The 19,598-nt window shown below is 26.5% G+C and carries 19 protein-coding genes; 2 read left to right on the top strand and 17 right to left on the bottom strand.

Annotated elements, in window-relative coordinates; all coding sequences use genetic code 11:
• Positions 1-18 precede the first annotated feature (18 nt).
• The 5 genes from ACTNAO_RS06690 to ACTNAO_RS06710 all read right to left on the bottom strand — a co-directional run bounded on the left by ACTNAO_RS06690 (position 19) and on the right by ACTNAO_RS06710 (position 5,081).
• A complete protein-coding gene (locus tag ACTNAO_RS06690; protein ID WP_441027625.1) occupies positions 19-1,191 on the bottom strand; it encodes an AI-2E family transporter in 1,173 nt (390 codons plus the stop codon).
• A gap of 16 nt (positions 1,192-1,207) precedes the next feature.
• Positions 1,208-2,218 carry a hypothetical protein gene (locus tag ACTNAO_RS06695; protein WP_441027624.1) on the bottom strand — a complete coding sequence of 337 codons (1,011 nt, stop codon included), beginning with the start codon at positions 2,216-2,218 and terminating at the stop codon, positions 1,208-1,210.
• A gap of 7 nt (positions 2,219-2,225) precedes the next feature.
• Complete coding sequence (trmB, locus tag ACTNAO_RS06700; protein WP_441027623.1) at positions 2,226-2,861, bottom strand: tRNA (guanosine(46)-N7)-methyltransferase TrmB; 636 nt, start codon at positions 2,859-2,861, stop codon at positions 2,226-2,228.
• A 132-nt stretch (positions 2,862-2,993) separates the two neighbouring features.
• Positions 2,994-4,067 (bottom strand): hypothetical protein, encoded by a 1,074-nt coding sequence (locus tag ACTNAO_RS06705; protein WP_441027622.1) that lies wholly within the window; start codon positions 4,065-4,067, stop codon positions 2,994-2,996.
• A 15-nt stretch (positions 4,068-4,082) separates the two neighbouring features.
• Positions 4,083-5,081 carry a phosphodiester glycosidase family protein gene (locus tag ACTNAO_RS06710; RefSeq protein WP_441027621.1) on the bottom strand — a complete coding sequence of 333 codons (999 nt, stop codon included), beginning with the start codon at positions 5,079-5,081 and terminating at the stop codon, positions 4,083-4,085.
• 145 nt (positions 5,082-5,226) lie between these two features.
• On the opposite strand from ACTNAO_RS06710, the gene ACTNAO_RS06715 reads away from it, so the two are divergent.
• Positions 5,227-6,186: a biotin--[acetyl-CoA-carboxylase] ligase gene (locus ACTNAO_RS06715; RefSeq protein WP_441027620.1), complete on the top strand. Its 960-nt coding sequence runs from the start codon at positions 5,227-5,229 to the stop codon at positions 6,184-6,186.
• 50 nt (positions 6,187-6,236) lie between these two features.
• On the opposite strand, the gene asnA is transcribed toward ACTNAO_RS06715, so the two are convergent.
• Both asnA and ACTNAO_RS06725 read right to left on the bottom strand, forming a co-directional pair.
• Positions 6,237-7,253 (bottom strand): aspartate--ammonia ligase, encoded by a 1,017-nt coding sequence (gene asnA, locus ACTNAO_RS06720; RefSeq protein WP_441027619.1) that lies wholly within the window; start codon positions 7,251-7,253, stop codon positions 6,237-6,239.
• Positions 7,254-7,328: 75 nt separating this feature from the next.
• Complete coding sequence (locus tag ACTNAO_RS06725) at positions 7,329-8,276, bottom strand: L-lactate dehydrogenase (RefSeq protein WP_441027651.1); 948 nt, start codon at positions 8,274-8,276, stop codon at positions 7,329-7,331.
• 119 nt (positions 8,277-8,395) lie between these two features.
• Between ACTNAO_RS06725 and ACTNAO_RS06730 the strand changes: the two genes are divergently transcribed.
• The gene (locus ACTNAO_RS06730) at positions 8,396-9,013 is read left to right on the top strand and encodes a 3'-5' exonuclease (protein WP_441027618.1); all 618 of its coding nucleotides are present in this window, start codon (positions 8,396-8,398) and stop codon (positions 9,011-9,013) included.
• 77 nt (positions 9,014-9,090) lie between these two features.
• Here ACTNAO_RS06730 and ACTNAO_RS06735 read toward each other — a convergent pair whose 3' ends face one another.
• The 10 genes from ACTNAO_RS06735 to ACTNAO_RS06780 form a co-directional block, all read right to left on the bottom strand.
• Positions 9,091-9,651, bottom strand: coding sequence for a manganese catalase family protein (locus ACTNAO_RS06735; protein ID WP_441027617.1), 561 nt, complete (start codon positions 9,649-9,651; stop codon positions 9,091-9,093).
• A gap of 29 nt (positions 9,652-9,680) precedes the next feature.
• Positions 9,681-9,935, bottom strand: coding sequence for a spore coat protein CotJB (locus ACTNAO_RS06740; RefSeq protein WP_441027616.1), 255 nt, complete (start codon positions 9,933-9,935; stop codon positions 9,681-9,683).
• Complete coding sequence (locus ACTNAO_RS06745; RefSeq protein ID WP_441027615.1) at positions 9,928-10,101, bottom strand: spore coat associated protein CotJA; 174 nt, start codon at positions 10,099-10,101, stop codon at positions 9,928-9,930. The genes ACTNAO_RS06740 and ACTNAO_RS06745 overlap by 8 nt, the downstream gene beginning before the upstream one ends.
• Positions 10,102-10,181: 80 nt before the next feature.
• On the bottom strand, positions 10,182-12,668 hold the full coding sequence (locus tag ACTNAO_RS06750; protein WP_441027614.1) for an ABC transporter permease: 2,487 nt from the start codon (positions 12,666-12,668) through the stop codon (positions 10,182-10,184).
• 11 nt (positions 12,669-12,679) lie between these two features.
• On the bottom strand, positions 12,680-13,384 hold the full coding sequence (locus tag ACTNAO_RS06755; RefSeq protein ID WP_441027613.1) for an ABC transporter ATP-binding protein: 705 nt from the start codon (positions 13,382-13,384) through the stop codon (positions 12,680-12,682).
• 491 nt (positions 13,385-13,875) lie between these two features.
• A complete protein-coding gene (locus tag ACTNAO_RS06760; RefSeq protein WP_441027612.1) occupies positions 13,876-14,667 on the bottom strand; it encodes a Nif3-like dinuclear metal center hexameric protein in 792 nt (263 codons plus the stop codon).
• A 1-nt stretch (position 14,668) separates the two neighbouring features.
• Positions 14,669-15,364: a tRNA (adenine(22)-N(1))-methyltransferase gene (locus ACTNAO_RS06765; RefSeq protein ID WP_441027611.1), complete on the bottom strand. Its 696-nt coding sequence runs from the start codon at positions 15,362-15,364 to the stop codon at positions 14,669-14,671.
• Positions 15,365-15,416: 52 nt separating this feature from the next.
• Positions 15,417-16,553 (bottom strand): RNA polymerase sigma factor RpoD, encoded by a 1,137-nt coding sequence (gene rpoD, locus ACTNAO_RS06770; protein WP_441027610.1) that lies wholly within the window; start codon positions 16,551-16,553, stop codon positions 15,417-15,419.
• Positions 16,531-18,333, bottom strand: coding sequence for a DNA primase (gene dnaG, locus ACTNAO_RS06775; RefSeq protein WP_441027609.1), 1,803 nt, complete (start codon positions 18,331-18,333; stop codon positions 16,531-16,533). Before dnaG ends, rpoD begins: the two co-directional genes overlap by 23 nt.
• Before the next feature lie 98 nt (positions 18,334-18,431).
• Complete coding sequence (locus ACTNAO_RS06780; RefSeq protein ID WP_441027608.1) at positions 18,432-19,454, bottom strand: deoxyguanosinetriphosphate triphosphohydrolase; 1,023 nt, start codon at positions 19,452-19,454, stop codon at positions 18,432-18,434.
• Positions 19,455-19,598: the final 144 nt, after the last annotated feature.

Here is a 19,598-nt window from a genome sequence, read left to right on the forward strand (position 1 = left end):
TATAAAATTAAAAAACTCTTAATTATCTGTTTTTTCAGTATCTTCTATTTCTTCTTCAGAAAAACCTTCTGTTTCATTTGAAATAGCGGTTTTTAATTCTTTATGATTAGATAAATATGATTTTATTGCACCATCATAACATAGCTTTATTGTAGCAATAGTTGGTGATGCTAAAAGCATACCTATAATTCCAAAAAATCCTCCACCTATAGTAACAGCTATTATTATTAAGTATGGTTGAACTCCTACTTTTTTACCTATTAATTTAGGATCTAAAAACCATGCATCAAATTGTTGAAGTGCAAGTAAAAATACAAGAGTAGCAATAGCTATAGTTGGTGATGCAAAAATTCCAACTACAAATCCAACAATTTCACCTAAAAGTGGACCAAAATAAGGTATCATATTTGTAACTCCAACAACTAAAGCAATAATAATTGCATAGGGAGCACCAATAATTAACAAACCAATTAAAGCCATTATACCAATTATAGTTGAATCTATTGCCTTAATTCCTATATATTTTCCAATCATATCATTATATGTTTTTAACCATTTAATAATATTTGATGCTCTTTTTTCTTTTAATATTATAAAAAATAAAGTTTTTAATCCCTCACATATCTTTTCCTTATCATATAAAAGGTAAATTGATATTAAAAATCCAAATCCAATTTTTATAATATTAGTTGTTATTCCAACTATAGAATTTATAGATCCTTCTAACAAATCCATTAATATATTTCCTAGTTTGCCAGTAAAATTATAAATGCTATCTTCAATTCCAGTTTTATTTATAACTTCATATATTTTATCATTTTGAAGAATATTAGTTATCCAACCCTGAACTATATCCACATAATCTGGAATATGGCTTATAAGTGATACTATACTATCAAACATACTTGGAATTAAAAACACACAAATTAATCCAATAATTATAAATATCAAAAGATATGTAAATAAAATTGCAATAGACCTTTTCAATTTAAATTTTCTTTCAAATAATTTCATTATTGGATTTAGTGCATATGCAAATACAAATGCATATATAAATGGTGATATAACCGACACCACTGACTTACATATATCAAAAAAGAATAAATAATTTTCAATTATTTTATAGGCTACTATACATATAAGTGCAATTATTAAAACATCAAAATATTTTATGCTCTTCTTAAATCTCATATTTCCCCTCCATATTCTATAATTTATATAATAATGATACATCTATTCCAAAAAATAATAAACTATTCTCTAATATATTTAACGAACCCTTAACAAATATCATTATATCTTTATCCAAATTTGTAAAATTTAGTACTTCATTAAGATTATCACATATAGATATAATATATTTATAAAGTAATGATATATTATCTTTACTTATTGACTCATTTAACAAATTATTAAATTTATTTAACAATTTAACTTCATTATATACACTATAGCTACTTTTCTTTAAAATGCATTTTTCTTTTTTTTCAATAAAATTATGACCTTTATAAATAGTATTAATTATATGTTTCAGTTTATCTACACCTATAACTTTTATTTCAAAATTACTTATAAATAAAAACTTATTCATGTATTTCTCATTTATAATTTTTATTACAAGAGAAATTTTTTCATACATGCAATGTTCATCTTCATTGTAAATACAAACACATACGTTTTTTTCAAACTTTCTTATATAACAAATAACTTTAAAAAGTATTATAGCTTCATCTGTAATATTACCATCCTTTATTAAAATAAATGGCGAATAATTATATTTTTTCAAACTAACACACATACAATTATTTTCAAAAAAAACAATATTCTTATTTTGCAAAAATAAAATAATTTCCTCTTTTATAATATTAGAATAATGGTTGTTACTTAAATTAATAATTTTATAACCTTTAGCATTTCCCCTAATAATTTTCTTTAAAGAATATTCTATATATACATGTTCATTTATATAAAAATTAACATAAGAATCAATTACCTCTATGTGTTTAACGAAAGATAAACTACAATGTTTTTGAATTTTTAATGCAATTATTTTAGGTGAAATATTAAGTATTTTAGATACTTTAAAGGCTTGAAATACATAATCTCCTCTATTAGTATCATTAGGCATTTCTATATATTTTTTTATATTAGTAGTAACATTATTATTGCAATTGATTATTCTTGCTATTTCACAAGAAATATCATTTAATAAATCCATAATAATACTATTTTAACTTAGCAATTAAAAACATTGTTTTCATTCCAAGACTAGTAAATTTAGTCTCATATTCTGTCATTAAATTTTCTTTAAAATCACTTTTATGAAGGTCATATGTAACAAATTTAAGTTCAAATCCTTCACTTTCAAAATATTCCTTAGAATCATTAAACAAATCTGTATCATCTGTTTTAAACCATATTTCTGAATTAGGCTTTAAAAAATTTTTATATTGCTTTAAAAATCTTGTATGTGTAAGTCTTCTCTTATTATGTCTATCCTTTGGCCAAGGGTTGCAAAAATTTATATATATTTTACTTATTTCATCCTTATCAAAAATTTCAGAAATAAAATTTATATTTAACGCCACAATTCTTCCATTAGTCATTTCAGTTTCTTGCAATTTTCTAAGGGCATATACAAGAACTTCGTCCTTTAAATCTACTGCTACATGATTTACATCTTTATTTTTTACGCAATTTTGGGCTAAAAAGCCACCTCTACCACAACCAAGTTCTAAATATATTGGATTGTTATTTTTAAATTCCTCATTCCATTTACCTTTTAATTCTCTAGGTTCTTTTATAAAAAATTTACTTTCCTCTAGTTCTGGTCTTGCCCACCACTTTTTTCTAAGTCTCATAAAAAATTTTTCCTCCTAATTTTATAAATAAAAAGAATTGATGATATATATTATCAAAGTCAATATTATATCATCAATTCTTAACAAAATCTATATTTACTTGCGTTTCATGCTAAAGATATAAAATAATTTCTAATCAACATCTTTTACACTTTTCAAATAAATTTTACCACCATCATTACTTATTACAATATTATTAGTTAAACATACAAGTTTTCCTTCATAAGATACATAGTTATTAGTAGAAAGATTTTTTACTTTACCTGCCAAACTATCATTTACTACTATTTGATCTTTCTCATTTACATATATGTCTCTAATTTCTTTAGGCTTTTCTAGATCTATTTTAGCCCATGTAGATATGTCTGTATCATATTTTCCTTCTACAACAGATACTATCTTTTTATTTTGATCATATACACCTAAAACCATTAAATTACTGTTTGTTAATCCTATAATTGCAACACCATTTGGATATATACTTGTATTAATTTTATCCAAATTATCATTGTTATATTTATAAATTGTTCCACTTACTGCATCTTTATATATTAAGATATCTAAATGCTGATAAGCTTGCATTTGCTCAATTGATGAAACTTTATTTCCAATATTAGTAACATTAGAATTAGTATCTATTCTATAAATAGAAGTTTTACCACCATCTCTAGTAACACATACATATGTAACTCCTGTTTGATGGGATGATACAATATTATTAACTTTAGTTCCTTCATAATATGCACATATTTGCTTTGCATTTTCTCCATCTTTTCTTATATCATTTCTCATATCATTTTTTACATTATATGTAGTTAAGTATATTCCATAATCCCCTGATTGCTTGTCATAACGCTTTTCAGCCATAAGAATAATATTATTTTTAGGTACCCATGTACTAAATAATATTTCTGCACCCTCACTTGGATTAATATCTTTAATTTGTGAAGTTGAAACATCAATTACTTTTAAATTTCCCCCATCACTATAAGATATATATTTTGCATCTGATGATGCTAATATGTTTTCTGCAGTTGTTGGAATACTTACATCAATATCCTTACTTTTTACAGAAGGTTGTGCAACTTCTTGTACTTGCACATTAGTTGTTTCCTTAAAATAAACCTTATCTAAAAACAAAAACACTCCTGCTTGCATCATTATAGACAATAATGCCCATATTATCACCTTAATAAATGTCTTCATTTAGTAACCTCACTTTTATTTAACTATAAATCCTGATAAAATAGTTCTTTCACCTAATGCAAATGAAGGATTATTAATAACTTCTCCATTATAATACATTGTAGTAGATTTTCCGCCATCTAAATTAGTTGCTGTTATACAATCAAGTTGTGCCATTACTTCCTGAGCTTCAGAAAGAGTTGCAGAAACTCTATTTTCATCTTTAGAATCAAGAACTACTAAAACTATGGAACCATTTGCCCTTTGACCAATTAATGTTCTAGGTGAAGTTCCTGTTTCTGGTATAGCAACCTTTTTACCATTTTGTATAAGTACTGGCCCAAAACTTAATGCATCAACAACATTCATTTCTTTTAATTCGCTATAGGAATATTTACCTGCAACTAAAAGTCCATTTGCAGTTATACCAGCAATATCTGTTTTTTCATCCTCGCCTTTATCATTATGTATAAGTTTTCCTTCTGATATTAATATTCCTGTTGGAATACCACCATTTTGTGTCCATTCTGCTTGATCTGGATCACTTGCAAAGGCTCCACCATTTATTGCTGCAACAGCATTATTATTTATTGCAATTTGTGATGTAGTTTCACCTTCAGTACCTATTTTAGAAGATACTCCAACCTTTACTCTTGTAGGTTCATTAATAATAAGTACATGACCATAATAATGTTCTCCTGTAACTGTGGCTTGCTGTATAGTATCATCCTTTACTACTGGAATATCAACAAGAGAAGTATCCTGCTCTTCTATTACTCCCTCAGTTTCCTGTATATTTGTTCCTAATATTTCATCAATTTTTTCCTGAGACATAAATGTAGTTGCTAGCCACTGATAATGCATTGAACCTATGGCTGTTCCTAAAAACATTTTTTTTGATTTCTCAAAAGGTCCATACAGCAATACCATTGGTGTAGTTATTGTCGTAAAAACAAGTTCAAATAAAATAAATCCAATAAGTAACTTGACACTAAATTTCTTGCGACCATCACTTCTCTTTACCTTTTTCATCATATTGTTCCTTTCTTATTTAAATTAATTTAATATCTAGTCTAAAATATCAATATACTTTTATATTATATATTTTTTTATTCAAAATATCAATAATAGCAGCTTTTTTATGTGATATAATATTATATTATAATTAAAAGGTGATAATATGAAAGAAAAAATACTAAAATTATTAAGTGAAAGTGATGATTACATATCTGGGGAAAAAATAAGTCAAACATTAGGAGTTACTAGAGCTTCTGTATGGAAACATATAAAAACCTTAAAGGAAGATGGCTATGAAATTGATGGTATCTCCAAAAAAGGCTATAAATTAATATCAACTCCTGATATTATATCTATATTTGAAATAAATAAATATTTAAAAACAAACTTCATAGCAAAAAACATAAAATATTATAAAAGTTTACAATCAACAAATTTAACTGCAAAAGAAAATGCCTCATCATTAAATGATGGATCAGTTATTATTTCAGAAATTCAAGAAGGAGGCGTTGGACGTTTCAAGAGAGCTTGGACTTCACCTGCTGGTGGAATTTGGTTTTCAATTATATTAAAACCAAATATAGAACCATACTTAGCATCAAAAATAACAATTATATGCGCTGCTGCACTTATAAAAACTCTTAATTCTATGAATATAAATGCATTTATTAAATGGCCTAATGATATTTATGTAAATGGTAAAAAACTTTGTGGAATATTAACAGAAATGAAATGTGACATGGATCATATTAATTATTTAGTGGTAGGTATTGGTATAAATGCCAATTTAAACAATGATGATTTTTCTGATGAAGTAAAAGATACAGCTACTTCTATTAGAATAATTCAAAATGCACCTATTAACAGAAATAAATTTCTTGCAAACTTCTTTAATAACTTTGAACCACTATACAAATCATATATTAATACTCTTGATTTATCTGAGGTATATAGTATATCAAAAAAATATTCTATGCTCATAAATAAAAAAGCTTATCACGTAACAGTAAGAGGAAAAGAACCTGTTACATGTGTTGGTGTAAATGAAGATTTAGAACTTATAATAAAAGATTCTAATGGAAATATAAAAAATGTTCTTAGTGGTGAAATAACCTTTAAATAAAAAGTGTGGTTCTATGATTAAAAATTAACCATAGAACCATATTTTTTATTTTATAATAATTTTATATTGTTTTCACTGCATATTCTAGTATTTTTTTCATCCCAAACTGACGCTTGAACTTCACCAATATGCGCTTTTCTCATAAAATACATACATATTCTTGATTGACCAATTCCGCCACCTATAGTATAAGGAAGCTCACCATTTAATAAAGCTTTATGAAATGGTAAATTTACTCTATCTGTACAATTAGCTTTTTCAAGTTGATTTTTTAAAGACTCTTCATCTACTCTTATTCCCATTGAAGATAATTCAAATGCTATACCTAATATTTCATTCCAAAATATTATATCGCCATTTAATGCCCAATCATCATAATCTGGTGCACGACCATCATGCTTTTGACCTGATTTTAGTAAATCACCTATTTTCATAATAAATACAGCTTTCTTTTCTTTTGCTATTTCATTTTCTCTTTCTTTTGGTGTAAGATTTGGATATTTATCCTCTAGTTCTTGTGTTGTAATAAAAAATATATCCTCTGGTAAAATAGGCTTTGCATTTGTTATGTTTTCACAGGCAAATTTTTCAGTTTTCTTAAATACTTCATATATTTTTCTAACTGTATCTTTTAATGTTTCTTCTGTTCTGTCTTCTTTTTTTATTACTTTTTCCCAATCCCATTGATCAACATATACTGAATGTAAATTATCTAGATCTTCATCTCTTCTAATTGCATTCATATCTGTATATAAGCCTTCTCCTACATTAAATCCATATCTTTTTAAACTCATTCTTTTCCATTTAGCTAATGAATGAACTATTTCAATATTTTCTCCTTTAATTGTTTTTATATCAAAGCTTACTGGTCTTTCAACACCATTTAAATTATCATTTAATCCTGTACTAGCCTTAACAAATAATGGTGCAGATACTCTAGTTAAATTTAAAGACTTAGACAAATTATTTTGAAAAAAATCTTTTAATTCCTTTATATTCTTAGCTGTTTCCTTTAATGTTCCTTGACTTTTATATCCTTCTGGAACAATTAACCCCTCTATATTCAATTTTGTTACCTCCTAAATAATAAATATATAACTTGCACATATTTATATTATACAGAAAGTATTACTCAAAATCACCTATAAGTTACAATTTTTTAAATGTTTTTTTATAATATCACTTGATTCAACAAGTTTATTTTTTTCATTTTCAAATAATTCCACTTCTAAAACCTTTGAAGCACCATTTCTATTAACTATGGTAGGTACAGATAAATATACGTCATTAATACCATACTGACCTTGAAGCAAGGATGATACTGTTAATATAGAATTTTCATCTCTTAAAATAGTTTCAACTATTCTATTTACAGCAAGACCTATTGCATAATATGTAGCTTTTTTTCTTTCAATTATTTCATATGCTGCATTCTTAACATCACTTTCTATTACATGCTCTATCTCCTTATTCCATTCAAGATTTTGACTTTTAGCATAATTATAGAAAGTTTCTGAACCTATTCTTCCTTTACTAAAGCATATAAATTCACTATCGCCATGTTCTCCCATAACATATCCATGAATGTTATTATTATTAATATTGAAATATTTACCAGTAATATATTTATACCTTGATGTGTCTAAAACTGTACCTGAACCTATTACCCTTTCCTTTGGAAAACCAGAAAGTTTATATGTTATGTACGTAAGTATATCTACAGGATTTGATACTACAAGAAATATTGCATCCTTACTAAGATCAGCTAAATCCTTAACAAAACTTTTTAATATTTTATAATTTTTATCTATTAAATCAAGTCTTGTTTCTCCTTCCTTTTGCCCTGCCCCTGCTGTAATAATTATAATATCTGAATTTTTAGTTTCATTAATTGTTCCTGCATATATATTTACAGGCCTTACAAAAGAAGTACCATGTACTAAATCCATAACTTCACCTAGTGCCTTATTTTGATCTATATCATTTATACAGATTTCTGTTGCAATGCCACTATTCATAATTGCATATGCTACTGTGGCTCCTACAAAACCAGCTCCAACTATAGTAATTTTTCGTTTTCTTTCTTGTATCAATGGACACACATCCTTTTTTATTCTTCATTTTCACAAAATATGATATACTTAGTATGTTCAAAAATTATTTATTTATGTAATAAAATTATTTTTGATACATTTAAGGAGGCATAAAAATGAAATTATTAATCTTTGATACAGAAACAACAAGCATAAAACCAGGCCAAATATGTCAGCTTAGTTATATAACAATAGATGCATCATCAAAACCACAAAAGACAACTGGTAAAAATATTTTCTTTGCAGTAGATGAAATGGATCCATCTGCCGAAGCTGTACATGGATTTTCTATGGAAAAATTATATGAACTTTCTGGTGGAATGTATTTTGAAGATTTAGTTGAAGAATTTTTGAAGGATTTTGAAGAAGCTGATTTTGTAATAGGTCATAATGTTAATTTTGATATAAGATTTTTAAAACATGAACTAGAAGGTCTTGGGATTGAGTATAATCCAAAAAATAAATTTTGCACTATGAGATATTATATAAACATTTGCAAAATTCCAAAAGCTAATGGTCTTCCTGGTGAAATTAAAAACCCTAAGCTTGAAGAGGTGGTTAATTTCTTAAAAATAACTGATGAACAAATTACAAAAAAAGCTAATGAATTATTTAGTGGAAGTGGCAATTATCACGATGCTAGATATGATACTACTGCAACATATCTTCTTATTATAGAAGGATTAAAAAAAGGTTATATTCCTAAAGGCTATTTTAGTAAACAGCTTAAATAAGTAGCTAAAAATTAAGCCTACTTTTAATAAAAAATTTTAAGGCGGAGTAAATATAACCCCACCTTAAAATTATATCTTTAACATTTTATACAATCCTGAATACTTGTAAGTGCCTCTCCAAATCTTTGAAAATGCACAACTTCTCTTTCTCTTAAATATTTTAATATTTCTTTTATTTCTACATCGTCTGTTAAGTTTATAAGATTTTCATAAGTTGACCTTGCTTTTTGCTCTGCATCCATATCTTCTGTAAGGTCTGCAATAGGATCTCCTTTTGCTTGTATATAAGTTGCAGTCCATGGATAATTTCCCGCATCTGTATAAAAAAGTGCCTTTCTATGATCTGTATATCTATCTCCAAGACCAGCTTCTTCTAATTCTTTTACACTAGCATTTTCTGTTAATTGATAAACCATAGTAGCTATCATTTCAACATGTGCTAGTTCTTCAGTCCCAATATCATTTAAAAGACCTTTTGTTTTTCCATTTGGCATTGTATATCTTTGATTAAGATATCTAAGGGAAGCTGAAAGTTCTCCATCAGGACCTCCATATTGAGATATTAAATATTTTGCCATTTTTACATCATGGCTTTTTAAATTTATGGGATATTGTAAAGTTTTAACATAACACCACATTAATTTCACTCCTAATTTTAATTAATTTATTATTGTCTTTCCCATGGCCATGATGTTTCAGTCCATGAAGTATTATCACTAAAATTATCCATGCTCATTCCAAAATTAATGAGTGTTCCATATTTCTTTTCATATTCTGAAATTAAATTGCAAAGTTTTGATGAAATTATCTTATAATCTGACTTGGCCTCAACATTATCTGGAAAATTGTCTAGATATAAATTAAGCTCTACTGCATAAAATTCATACTCTCTAATAGCATCTAATAAATCTTTCTTATTCATCACACTTCACCTGCATACAATTAATTTCAGATTTTGAGATTTTTTTATAAGGACTATATAAATCTTTAAATATCGTACCACACTTTATAGCATCTTTTACTGTATACAAATTTTCATAAACTTGTAATTCTACATATGATCTTGCATAGCACTTTACTTTCTTCATTTTATGCCTGTACATTCTTTTTTCTCACCTAATTAATAATTTACTATACCTTATGAAATCCATATACAAAATGTTACAAATTATTCAATACTCTTTAGAGATTCAACCATATTTATTTTTTTAAGTTTAAAATAAGTCACAATATTTACAAGAACAGAAAAGCCTATTGTAAGCAATGCACTAAATATATAGCTTTTTAATTTTATTATTCGTCCAAACATCATCATATCAATTTCAGCTGTTGCAAGAACATATTTATGAAGAAAAAATCCAAATAATGCTCCAAATGCTGTACCTAAAATAGTTAAAATAACATTTTCTCTATATATATATTGTGCAAGTTCATTATTATAAAAACCTAAAACCTTTATGGTTGCAAGTTCTCTCTTTCTTTCTGTTATATTTATATTATTTAAATTATACAATACAACAAAAGCTAAAAGTCCTGATGAAATAATAAGTACATATACTATTACATTTAATCTGTCCATTGTTTCATTCATTTTATCAGAAGATATTTTTGCAGTAGAACAACTTGATACAGCTTTATTTTTCATAATGTCTTCCTTTAATGAATCTTCATTATCCTTACAGTTATCCTTTATGTACAATTCATTTACTTTAAAATCCTCATCAAAGGCTTTTTCATAATATTCTTTTGACATAAATATATAATGTAAAAGATAATTTTCAGAAACCTCCTGTATTTTTAAAGGTACAATTTTTTCATCACTTACTTTTATATATATATCATCACCTTTTTTAACATTTAACATTTTTGCTAATTTTTCTGTAATTATTACTCCACTATCATTTAATGTGTATTTTTCCTTAGTTTTTCTATCTTTAAATGTAAAAAAATCTGAAATATTGTCTTTATCTTCACATACCATTATAATAGCATTTTTAGTAATATCATCTTTTTCAATTTCAAAAGTCTTTTCTCTAAATTTACATACATTATCTACTCTGTAATCTTCCTTTATTGAATTATATACATAGTCCTTTTCTTCTTCTGTTAATGTATCTCTTAAATCAATATTCATATCATATGTAAATATATTAGTATATTGATTTTCTCCAATAAAATATATACTATCCTTTAATCCAAAACCAACTAGCATAAGAGCCATACAACCGGCTATTCCAAATACTGTCATAAAGAATCTCTTTTTATACCTCATTAAATTTCTTATTGTAGATTTTTGGGTAAATTTTAATTTATTCCATATAAAAGTCACCCTTTCTAAAAAAACTCTTTTACCATTTTTAGGTGCAACAGGTCTCATAAGCTCAGCTGGACATGATAATAATTCTTTATAGCAAGCTGAAAAAGCAGCTAATGTTGTGCATAATATTGAAATAATAGTAGCAATAACTACATAATTTAATTTTATGCTTATTACGGCAGAAGGAAGATTCTCATACAAGGCCCTATATGCATCTATTATTACACCTGGAAGTATTTTCTGACCTATAATAGATCCAATTATTCCTCCTGTTATAGTAGCAATAAATGCATATAATATAAACTTTAAACATATACTAAATTTGCCATATCCTAAAGCTTTAAGTGTTCCTATTTGAGTTCTTTCCTCTTCAACCATTCTTGTCATAGTTGTAAGACTTATAAGGGCTGCAACTAAGAAAAATATTACTGGAAATACCTTTCCTATGGCATCGATTCTATCTGCATCCTGTTTATACTCAACATATGTTTTCATTTCATTTCTTGTAATAATATAATAATTAGAATTATTTTCCAATACTTTTTTGATTTCATCTTTAACTTTATCTATTTTTTCATCATATTCATCTGTATATGTTAATAAATCCTTGGCTCCGTTTACAGTTATATAAATATCACTATAAAATTTAGAATTACTAATTAATCCTTCCCTTGGTATACCTAAAGTTTCTTTAACTGAACTACTTATGTTTCCCTTAAAGCTTCCCTTTTCTAAAAGTACAAATGCACTTACTGTACCACTTCCAATTTGACTATCTCCTCTATCTAATGATAAATAATTAGGAGAAATAGCAAATCCAACAATCTCCATTTCCTTTTGATATAAAATATCTTCAATATTTTCATAATCAATTCCTGATCTTAAAGATATTTTATCTCCAATTTTTAAATTTTTAGTTTGTATAAGCTTACTATCTACAACACATTCATTTTTACCTTTAGGCATTCTACCTTCTGTTATTTTTATATTATTTATAGAATCTGATATTTCTGTAGTATTTACAACAATTTCACTTCCATCATTTAAGCTGCACATAAGGTCTTTAGAAAATGCACCTTCTACATCTTTTACTTCATGAATATTTTTTATTTTATTTATATCATCCTCTGTAAAACCCAATAAAGATGTAAGTCTTATATCTAAAAGATTTCCATCATCATAATACTTATCTGCTGTTAAAAGCATATCATCTTTTGTAACTCTTATACCACAAAAAAAAGCTGTACCAAGGGCTACAATAATTAATATTGACAAAAATCTGTTATAGGTACTCTTTATTTCCATAAAAAAATCTTTTTTAAGTGCTTTCTTTTTCATAATTAATCCACCTACCATTCGATATTTTCTACTGGCATTGGATTTTCATTAGTAATTATATTATCAACCTTACCATTCTTTATTTTTATAACTCTATCTGCCATTGGTGCAATAGCTAGATTATGAGTTATAACTATTACAGTCATTTTTTTCTTTCTTGATGTATCCTGAAGTAATTTAAGAATTGATTTACCAGTATTATAGTCAAGAGCCCCTGTAGGTTCATCACATAAAAGTAACTCCGGATTTTTAGCTAAAGCTCTAGCTATTGATACTCTTTGCTGTTCTCCTCCTGATAATTGAGCTGGAAAATTGTACATTCTATCTTCAAGTCCTACTTCTTCTAATACCTTTCTTGCATCTAAAGGCTCCTTACATATTTGAAGTGCTAACTCAACATTTTCTATAGCTGTTAAATTCGGAACTAAATTGTAAAATTGAAACACAAATCCTATTTCGTCTCTTCTATACTTTGTAAGCTCTTTTTCGTTATATTTTGCAATATCTACTCCATTAATAAATACATTTCCTGAAGTTGCTGTATCCATACCTCCAAGTATGTTTAAAACTGTAGTTTTTCCAGCTCCACTTGGACCTACAACTACTACAAATTCTCCTTCATTAATGGAAAATTCAATATTGTCTATTGCTTTTATTGTTACTTCTCCCATTTTATATTCTTTTACAACATTTTTTAGTTCAATAAAATTACTCATTTATCCTCCCGTATAAATTATTAATAATTTCTTTATATAATTATACACATACTTGTATTACTTTAGCAAATAAAAAACATTTATGCTTAATACTAATTAATTGTTAAACCAAACAAAATAAGGGCTATAGCAATCTCAAATTACTATAACCCTTCCCCTATTATCTCAGGTTTCTTATTTATTTGTAAATTCTTAATAAGCCACATATTTAAGGAATAAATATAAAAAGTAACACTAAAAGTATTAGCACAATAAGGCCATATAATCCCACTCCACATATTAAAAGCGTTAATAATATTAAGCAAAGAATACATAACTTTGGCAAACTAAACAAACATAAAATTGGTATATTGGGAAAAAAGCCATTACCTCTTCCAAAAGTTTTGTAAAAGTTCTTTCTAAATTGATGAAAAATACCTTTTCTACTAATTTTCATCACTCCATGGAAATATTATTATATTATATTATCCCTCAATTATAATTATAACCAATTAAAAAAATTTGTAAACATCTTCTGAAGTTTCTGATTGAATAACTTCAATATCAACAAACTTAGCTAAAATAGATTTCATTATATTTAAAAATATTATGTTTTCTGTATTAAAGTGACCAGCATCTATTATAGTAATTCCCATTTCATTATAGTCTGAAACAAAATGGTATGTTGTATCTCCTGTAATTATACAATCTGCTCCAAGATTTTTAGCTTCCTCAAAAAAGTCTTGACCACTTCCATTTATAACTGCAATTTTCTTAATTTTTCTATCTGAAGTGGCAGCTCTTAAATCAGAAATATTTAATTTATCTTTTACTAAGGATATAATATCTAATGCAGATAATTCATTATCTAATGTAACAATTCTTCCTATACCTACATTTTCAAAATTCTTTACTTTTGACTTTTCAATAATAGTACTTTCATTAAATCCTAAAAGCTTTACTATAGCCTCATTTATTCCGTTTTCTGCTGAATCAAGATTTGTATGACAGGAATAAAGACTTATATTATTTTTTATAAGTCTTATTATTTTATCTCCTTGTAAGTCCCCTTTAACTATTTTAGAAGGTTTTTTAAAAATAAGTGGATGATGAGTAATTATTAAATCAATATCTTTACTTTTTGCCTCTTCAATAGTTTCTAATTTACAATCAAGAGATATCATTACCTTTTTTACTGACTTCTCCATATCTCCCACCATTAATCCAACATTATCATAATCTTCTTTTAAAAATTTAGGTGCAAAATTTTCAATTAAATTAGCAACATCCTTAACTCTTGTCATATTAAAACTCCTTTAAAAACCTTTTATATTGTTCTATATTATTTTTAAGTTCTTCTTTTCTCTTATTTGCACTTTCAGTATTATCCTTTATAAATCCAAGTATTTTTTCATCTTTTTCAATTTTTTCTTGAAGATATTTTTTCATTAAAGGATTTTTTGTTTTTAGCATATAAGGCGAAATTTCATAATATACATTATCAAAATCATAATTTAATGATTTTTTATCATATTTAACTTTAAAAAGTTCATATATTATTCCATCATCTAAACATAAATCTTCTTCAATTATTTCATAATTATTATTATATAAATATTCTCTAACAACCTCTGGATTTTGCGCTGGTTGGAGTATAATAAATTTAAATGATTTTACTTTTTTAATATCATTTTTTAAAATATCACACATAAGATTTCCACCAATTCCAGCTATAACTACACCATCAGCTTCTCCCTCAACAATTGGAGTAAGACCTGCACCATGTCTAACACTTATTTTATCATTTAATTTTTCATACTTTACATTAAGCTTTGCCTTTTTTACTGGTTCAATATTTATATCAGTAGCTATAGCTCTTTTACACATTTCATTTTTTACAGCATAAATAGGTATATAACCATGATCTGTTCCTATATCAACAATACAAGAGCATTTATCAATTTTATCAGCTATAAATTTTAATCTTTTACTTAATTCCAAAATATAATCCTCCATTTATTTCTAACTTAAAAAAAGACTCTAAGAGCCTTTTTTAATCTAAATAATCCTTAAGCTTTTTACTTCTTGAAGGATGTCTAAGTTTTCTTAATGCCTTTGCTTCAATTTGTCTTATTCTTTCTCTTGTAACATTAAATTCTTTACCAACTTCTTCTAATGTTCTAGCCCTTCCATCATCTAAACCAAACCTAAGTCTTAAAACTTTTTCTTCTCTAGGTGTAAGTGTATCTAAAACATTTATAAGTTGTTCCTTAAGCATTGTGAATGCTGCTGCCTCTGCTGGTGCTGGTGCTTCATCATCAGGTATAAAATCACCTAAATGACTATCTTCTTCTTCACCTATTGGTGTTTCAAGTGAAACTGGTTCTTGAGCTATCTTTTGAATTTCTCTAACCTTTTCTACAGGTAAATCCATAACTTTTGATATTTCTTCTGGAAATGGATCTCTTCCTAATTCCTGAAGCAATTGTCTTTGAACTCTTATAAGCTTATTTATTGTTTCAACCATATGAACTGGTATTCTTATTGTTCTAGCTTGGTCAGCAATAGCTCTTGTAATTGCCTGCCTAATCCACCATGTAGCATATGTTGAAAATTTATATCCTTTTCTATAATCAAATTTTTCAACAGCCTTAATAAGACCCAAATTACCTTCTTGTATTAAATCAAGGAAAAGCATTCCTCTACCTACATATCTTTTAGCAATACTAACAACAAGTCTTAAATTTGCCTCTGCTAATTTCTTCTTAGCATATTGGCTTCCTTCTTCTATTTTTTGTGCTAGTTCAATTTCTTCCTGTGATGATAATAATGGTACTTTTCCTATTTCCTTCAAATACATTCTTACAGGATCATCTATGGCAATTCCTTCTGGAACTGATAAATCAATTTCTTCCTCTTCTTCTTTTGTTTCATGACGACCAGCACCAATTATTTCTACACCCATTGATTCCATAACTTCGTATATTTTTTCAATTTGCTCAGGACTAAGTTCAACATTTTCAATTTCATCTAATATTTCTTTATATGTTATAGAACCTTTCTTTTTTCCTTTTTCTATTAAATTTTTAACGATGTTCATTTTTGCATTTTTTTCTAATTTATCCTTGCTATTTTTACTATTTTTTGCCTTAGTTTCTTCTGCCATATTACTCATCCCACCTTCCGTCATAATTACTAATTATATTTTGATTCTTTAGTATTTTACTTACTTTGCTTAATTCTACTGCAAGCTTTATGGATTCTTCTATTTTCCCTTTTCTTTCCAACTCTTTTTGCTCCTTTTTAAGTCTTTCAAGCTTTTGAGACAATTTATATTTTTTTATTTTATTTATGCAATCATTTATAAGCTTTTCTTCATCGTCTGTATCTAATAATTGAGTTTCTTTAACTTTTACAAATTCCTTTGATGTTTCTACATCATCACATAATGATTCTACATACATAGGAACATTAGATTTTTTTCTATTTTTGGCATCTATTATATATTTAAATATATCTTTATGAGCTTTACTAAAGAAATCTTCTTCAGTTATGTTTTTAATTATTAAATTATAATATTCATCATTTAACATTAATTTTAATATGGCTTTTTCAGCTTTAGAAAAAGCAGGTTCTAAATATAATTCTGTTCTATTTTCTTCCTTTTTATTCACATTTTGATTTTCTTTAGATATATTAACTTTATTTATGAGATCATATATACTTTGTTCCCTAAGACCCGTATCTTCTGCAATCTTTTTTATATATATGTCCTTTTCAACAGAATCAACATTTGCAAAAATTTCTGCTGTTCTTTTTACATATTTTATTACCATTTCATTATTATTAAAATCAATGCCTTCTGCAGCTCTCTTTAATCTATATTCAATTAATGAAATTGCTGAATAGACTAATTTTAAAAATGCTTCTTTACCATTTAACCTTACAAATTCATCAGGATCTTTTCCTTGAGGAATTAAAAGTACCCTAACATCAAGCCCTGCATCCTTTAAAATATCAAGTCCTCTAAGTGTGGCTTTCTGTCCTGCAATATCTGCATCATAAGAAATCACAACTTTATCTGCATACCTCTTTATTAGTCTTGCTTGATTTACAGTAAGAGCAGTACCAAGAGATGCTATAGCATTTGTAATACCATATTGATGAAGAGAAATACAATCCATATATCCCTCAACAATTATTAAAGTTCTATCATTAATTCCATCTTTTACTGCAAAATTTAAGCCATATAAATTTACACCTTTATGAAATACTAATGTTTCTGGTGAATTTAAATATTTAGGCTTTGAATCATCAAATACTCTTCCACCAAATCCAATAACCTTTCCTCTAATATCAAAAACAGGGAACATAACTCTATTTCTAAATCTATCATAAATTGTACCCTTATTTTCATTTTTTATTACAAGTCCTGCATCAATTAATTGATTGTCGTTATACCCTTGCCTTTTTAAGTAATAAATTATATTAGTCCATCCTTCTTTAGCATATCCAAGACCAAATTTCCTAATAGTTGAATTTTTAATTCCCCTGTTTGAAAAATATTCTTTTGCAACATTGTTAACTGTAAGATTTTTAAAATAATATCTTGCAGCTTCAACATTTATTTTATAAAGAATATCCTTTTTTTTGCTTACTGCACTTTGTTTGGAATTTTCAATATGAAGTACAATATTTGCTCTTTCTGCTAATGATTTTATAGCTTCTATAAAATTGTAATTTTTTTGTTTCATAACAAAAGTTATTACATTTCCAGCTTCACCACAAGAAAAACATTTATATATTTGTTTATCAGGTGATACTGATAAAGATGGAGATTTGTCATTGTGAAAAGGACATAAACCAATATAATTTCTACCACTTCTTTTTAAATTAACAGTTTCAGAAATTACATCAACTATATCATTTTCTTCTTTGACCTTTTGAATTATTTCTTCTGAGATACGCAAGGAGTTACTCCCTCCTTATATATTTTTCAACAATTTATATTTTATTCGACATATTTAACATTATTCCTTCTTATATTTAAAATTTTATAAAATATTTTTTAATAAATAACTAATTTAGGTACATATATTTTATTAAATAAACTTAAACAATAATCATCACTCATACCTGCAATATAGTCAGCTACTGCTCTCTCTTTGCCTTCTTTCTGAGCAATTTTTATATAAAGCTTTGGCATTTCATAGATATTATTCATGTAATATTCTATTAACTCTTCTAAAACAAATTTAGCTTTATTACGTTCTTCTTTTAAATGATGAGAAAGATAAACTTTTTCAAACATAAATTTTCTTAAATCTTTCATTGCTTTTTCTATCTCAGCACTTAAACCTACCTTTACTATTCCTTTGTTTAAATTATCTAAAGATGTATTAATAAAATCACACACTAAAGTATCTACTCTTTTTGAATGACTATTTCCAAGTATATCTATTATTCCTTTTGGAATATCTTCTTCATTAAGTACCTTTGCTCTTATTGAATCATCTATATCGTGATTTAAATAAGCTATTTTATCACTATATTGAACAACTACTGCTTCTAATGTTTTTGAGTTATTATTAGACAAACCACTATGATTTTTTATGCCATCAATAACTTCTTTTGTAAGGTTGAGTCCTTTACCTTCTTTTTCTAACACTGTAACTACTCTTACACTTTGTTCACTATGTTTAAATCCGTTTTTTAAAAATTTATTTAAAACTTCTTCCCCATTGTGAGCGAATGCTACATGACCTATATCATGTCCTAATGCAATAGCTTCTATTAATGTTTCATTTAAGCCTATTCCTACACCTATAGTTCTGGCAATTTGGGATACTTCTAATGTATGAGTTAATCTAGTTTTATAATGATCACCAAATGCCTTAATAAAAACTTGAGTTTTATGCTTTAATCTGCTAAAAGATTTAGAATGAATTATTCTATCTCTATCTACCATAAAACATGTTCTTATATTATCTTGAGGTTCACTTTTTATTCTGCCTAGAGAATCCATTGACGCAATTGCTTCTTTAATTAATGTCAATCTTTCAAAACTCTCAATTTTTTCTCTTACATTCATATATTATCACCTCTTATAATGTATTCTATACTTTTCTTTCAAATCCTTTATTTTTACTATGTTACTTTAATTTAAGTATATAAATTTTTGTACTTTTCATTAATTTAGTAATATTTTATTTTAAAAGATAATACTATATATAAG

This window comes from Clostridium sp. HCP1S3_C6, from assembly GCF_052066735.1.
In the GTDB taxonomy this organism is placed as follows: Bacteria; Bacillota; Clostridia; order Clostridiales; family Clostridiaceae; genus Clostridium.

Bases quoted from the DNA above. Each gene is read 5' to 3' on its own strand.
- ACTNAO_RS06740 (WP_441027616.1), bottom strand. From the start codon at position 9,935: ATGAATAAGAAAGATTTATTAGATGCTATTAGAGAGTATGAATTTTAT.
- ACTNAO_RS06745 (WP_441027615.1), bottom strand. From the start codon at position 10,101: ATGAAGAAAGTAAAGTGCTATGCAAGATCATATGTAGAATTACAAGTT.
- ACTNAO_RS06695 (WP_441027624.1), bottom strand. From the start codon at position 2,218: ATGGATTTATTAAATGATATTTCTTGTGAAATAGCAAGAATAATCAAT.
- ACTNAO_RS06750 (WP_441027614.1), bottom strand. From the start codon at position 12,668: ATGAAAAAGAAAGCACTTAAAAAAGATTTTTTTATGGAAATAAAGAGT.
- ACTNAO_RS06755 (WP_441027613.1), bottom strand. From the start codon at position 13,384: ATGAGTAATTTTATTGAACTAAAAAATGTTGTAAAAGAATATAAAATG.
- ACTNAO_RS06780 (WP_441027608.1), bottom strand. From the start codon at position 19,454: ATGAATGTAAGAGAAAAAATTGAGAGTTTTGAAAGATTGACATTAATT.
- ACTNAO_RS06710 (WP_441027621.1), bottom strand. From the start codon at position 5,081: ATGATGAAAAAGGTAAAGAGAAGTGATGGTCGCAAGAAATTTAGTGTC.
- ACTNAO_RS06705 (WP_441027622.1), bottom strand. From the start codon at position 4,067: ATGAAGACATTTATTAAGGTGATAATATGGGCATTATTGTCTATAATG.
- rpoD (WP_441027610.1), bottom strand. From the start codon at position 16,553: ATGACGGAAGGTGGGATGAGTAATATGGCAGAAGAAACTAAGGCAAAA.
- ACTNAO_RS06735 (WP_441027617.1), bottom strand. From the start codon at position 9,651: ATGTGGTGTTATGTTAAAACTTTACAATATCCCATAAATTTAAAAAGC.
- ACTNAO_RS06760 (WP_441027612.1), bottom strand. From the start codon at position 14,667: ATGACAAGAGTTAAGGATGTTGCTAATTTAATTGAAAATTTTGCACCT.
- ACTNAO_RS06730 (WP_441027618.1), top strand. From the start codon at position 8,396: ATGAAATTATTAATCTTTGATACAGAAACAACAAGCATAAAACCAGGC.
- ACTNAO_RS06715 (WP_441027620.1), top strand. From the start codon at position 5,227: ATGAAAGAAAAAATACTAAAATTATTAAGTGAAAGTGATGATTACATA.
- trmB (WP_441027623.1), bottom strand. From the start codon at position 2,861: ATGAGACTTAGAAAAAAGTGGTGGGCAAGACCAGAACTAGAGGAAAGT.
- ACTNAO_RS06690 (WP_441027625.1), bottom strand. From the start codon at position 1,191: ATGAGATTTAAGAAGAGCATAAAATATTTTGATGTTTTAATAATTGCA.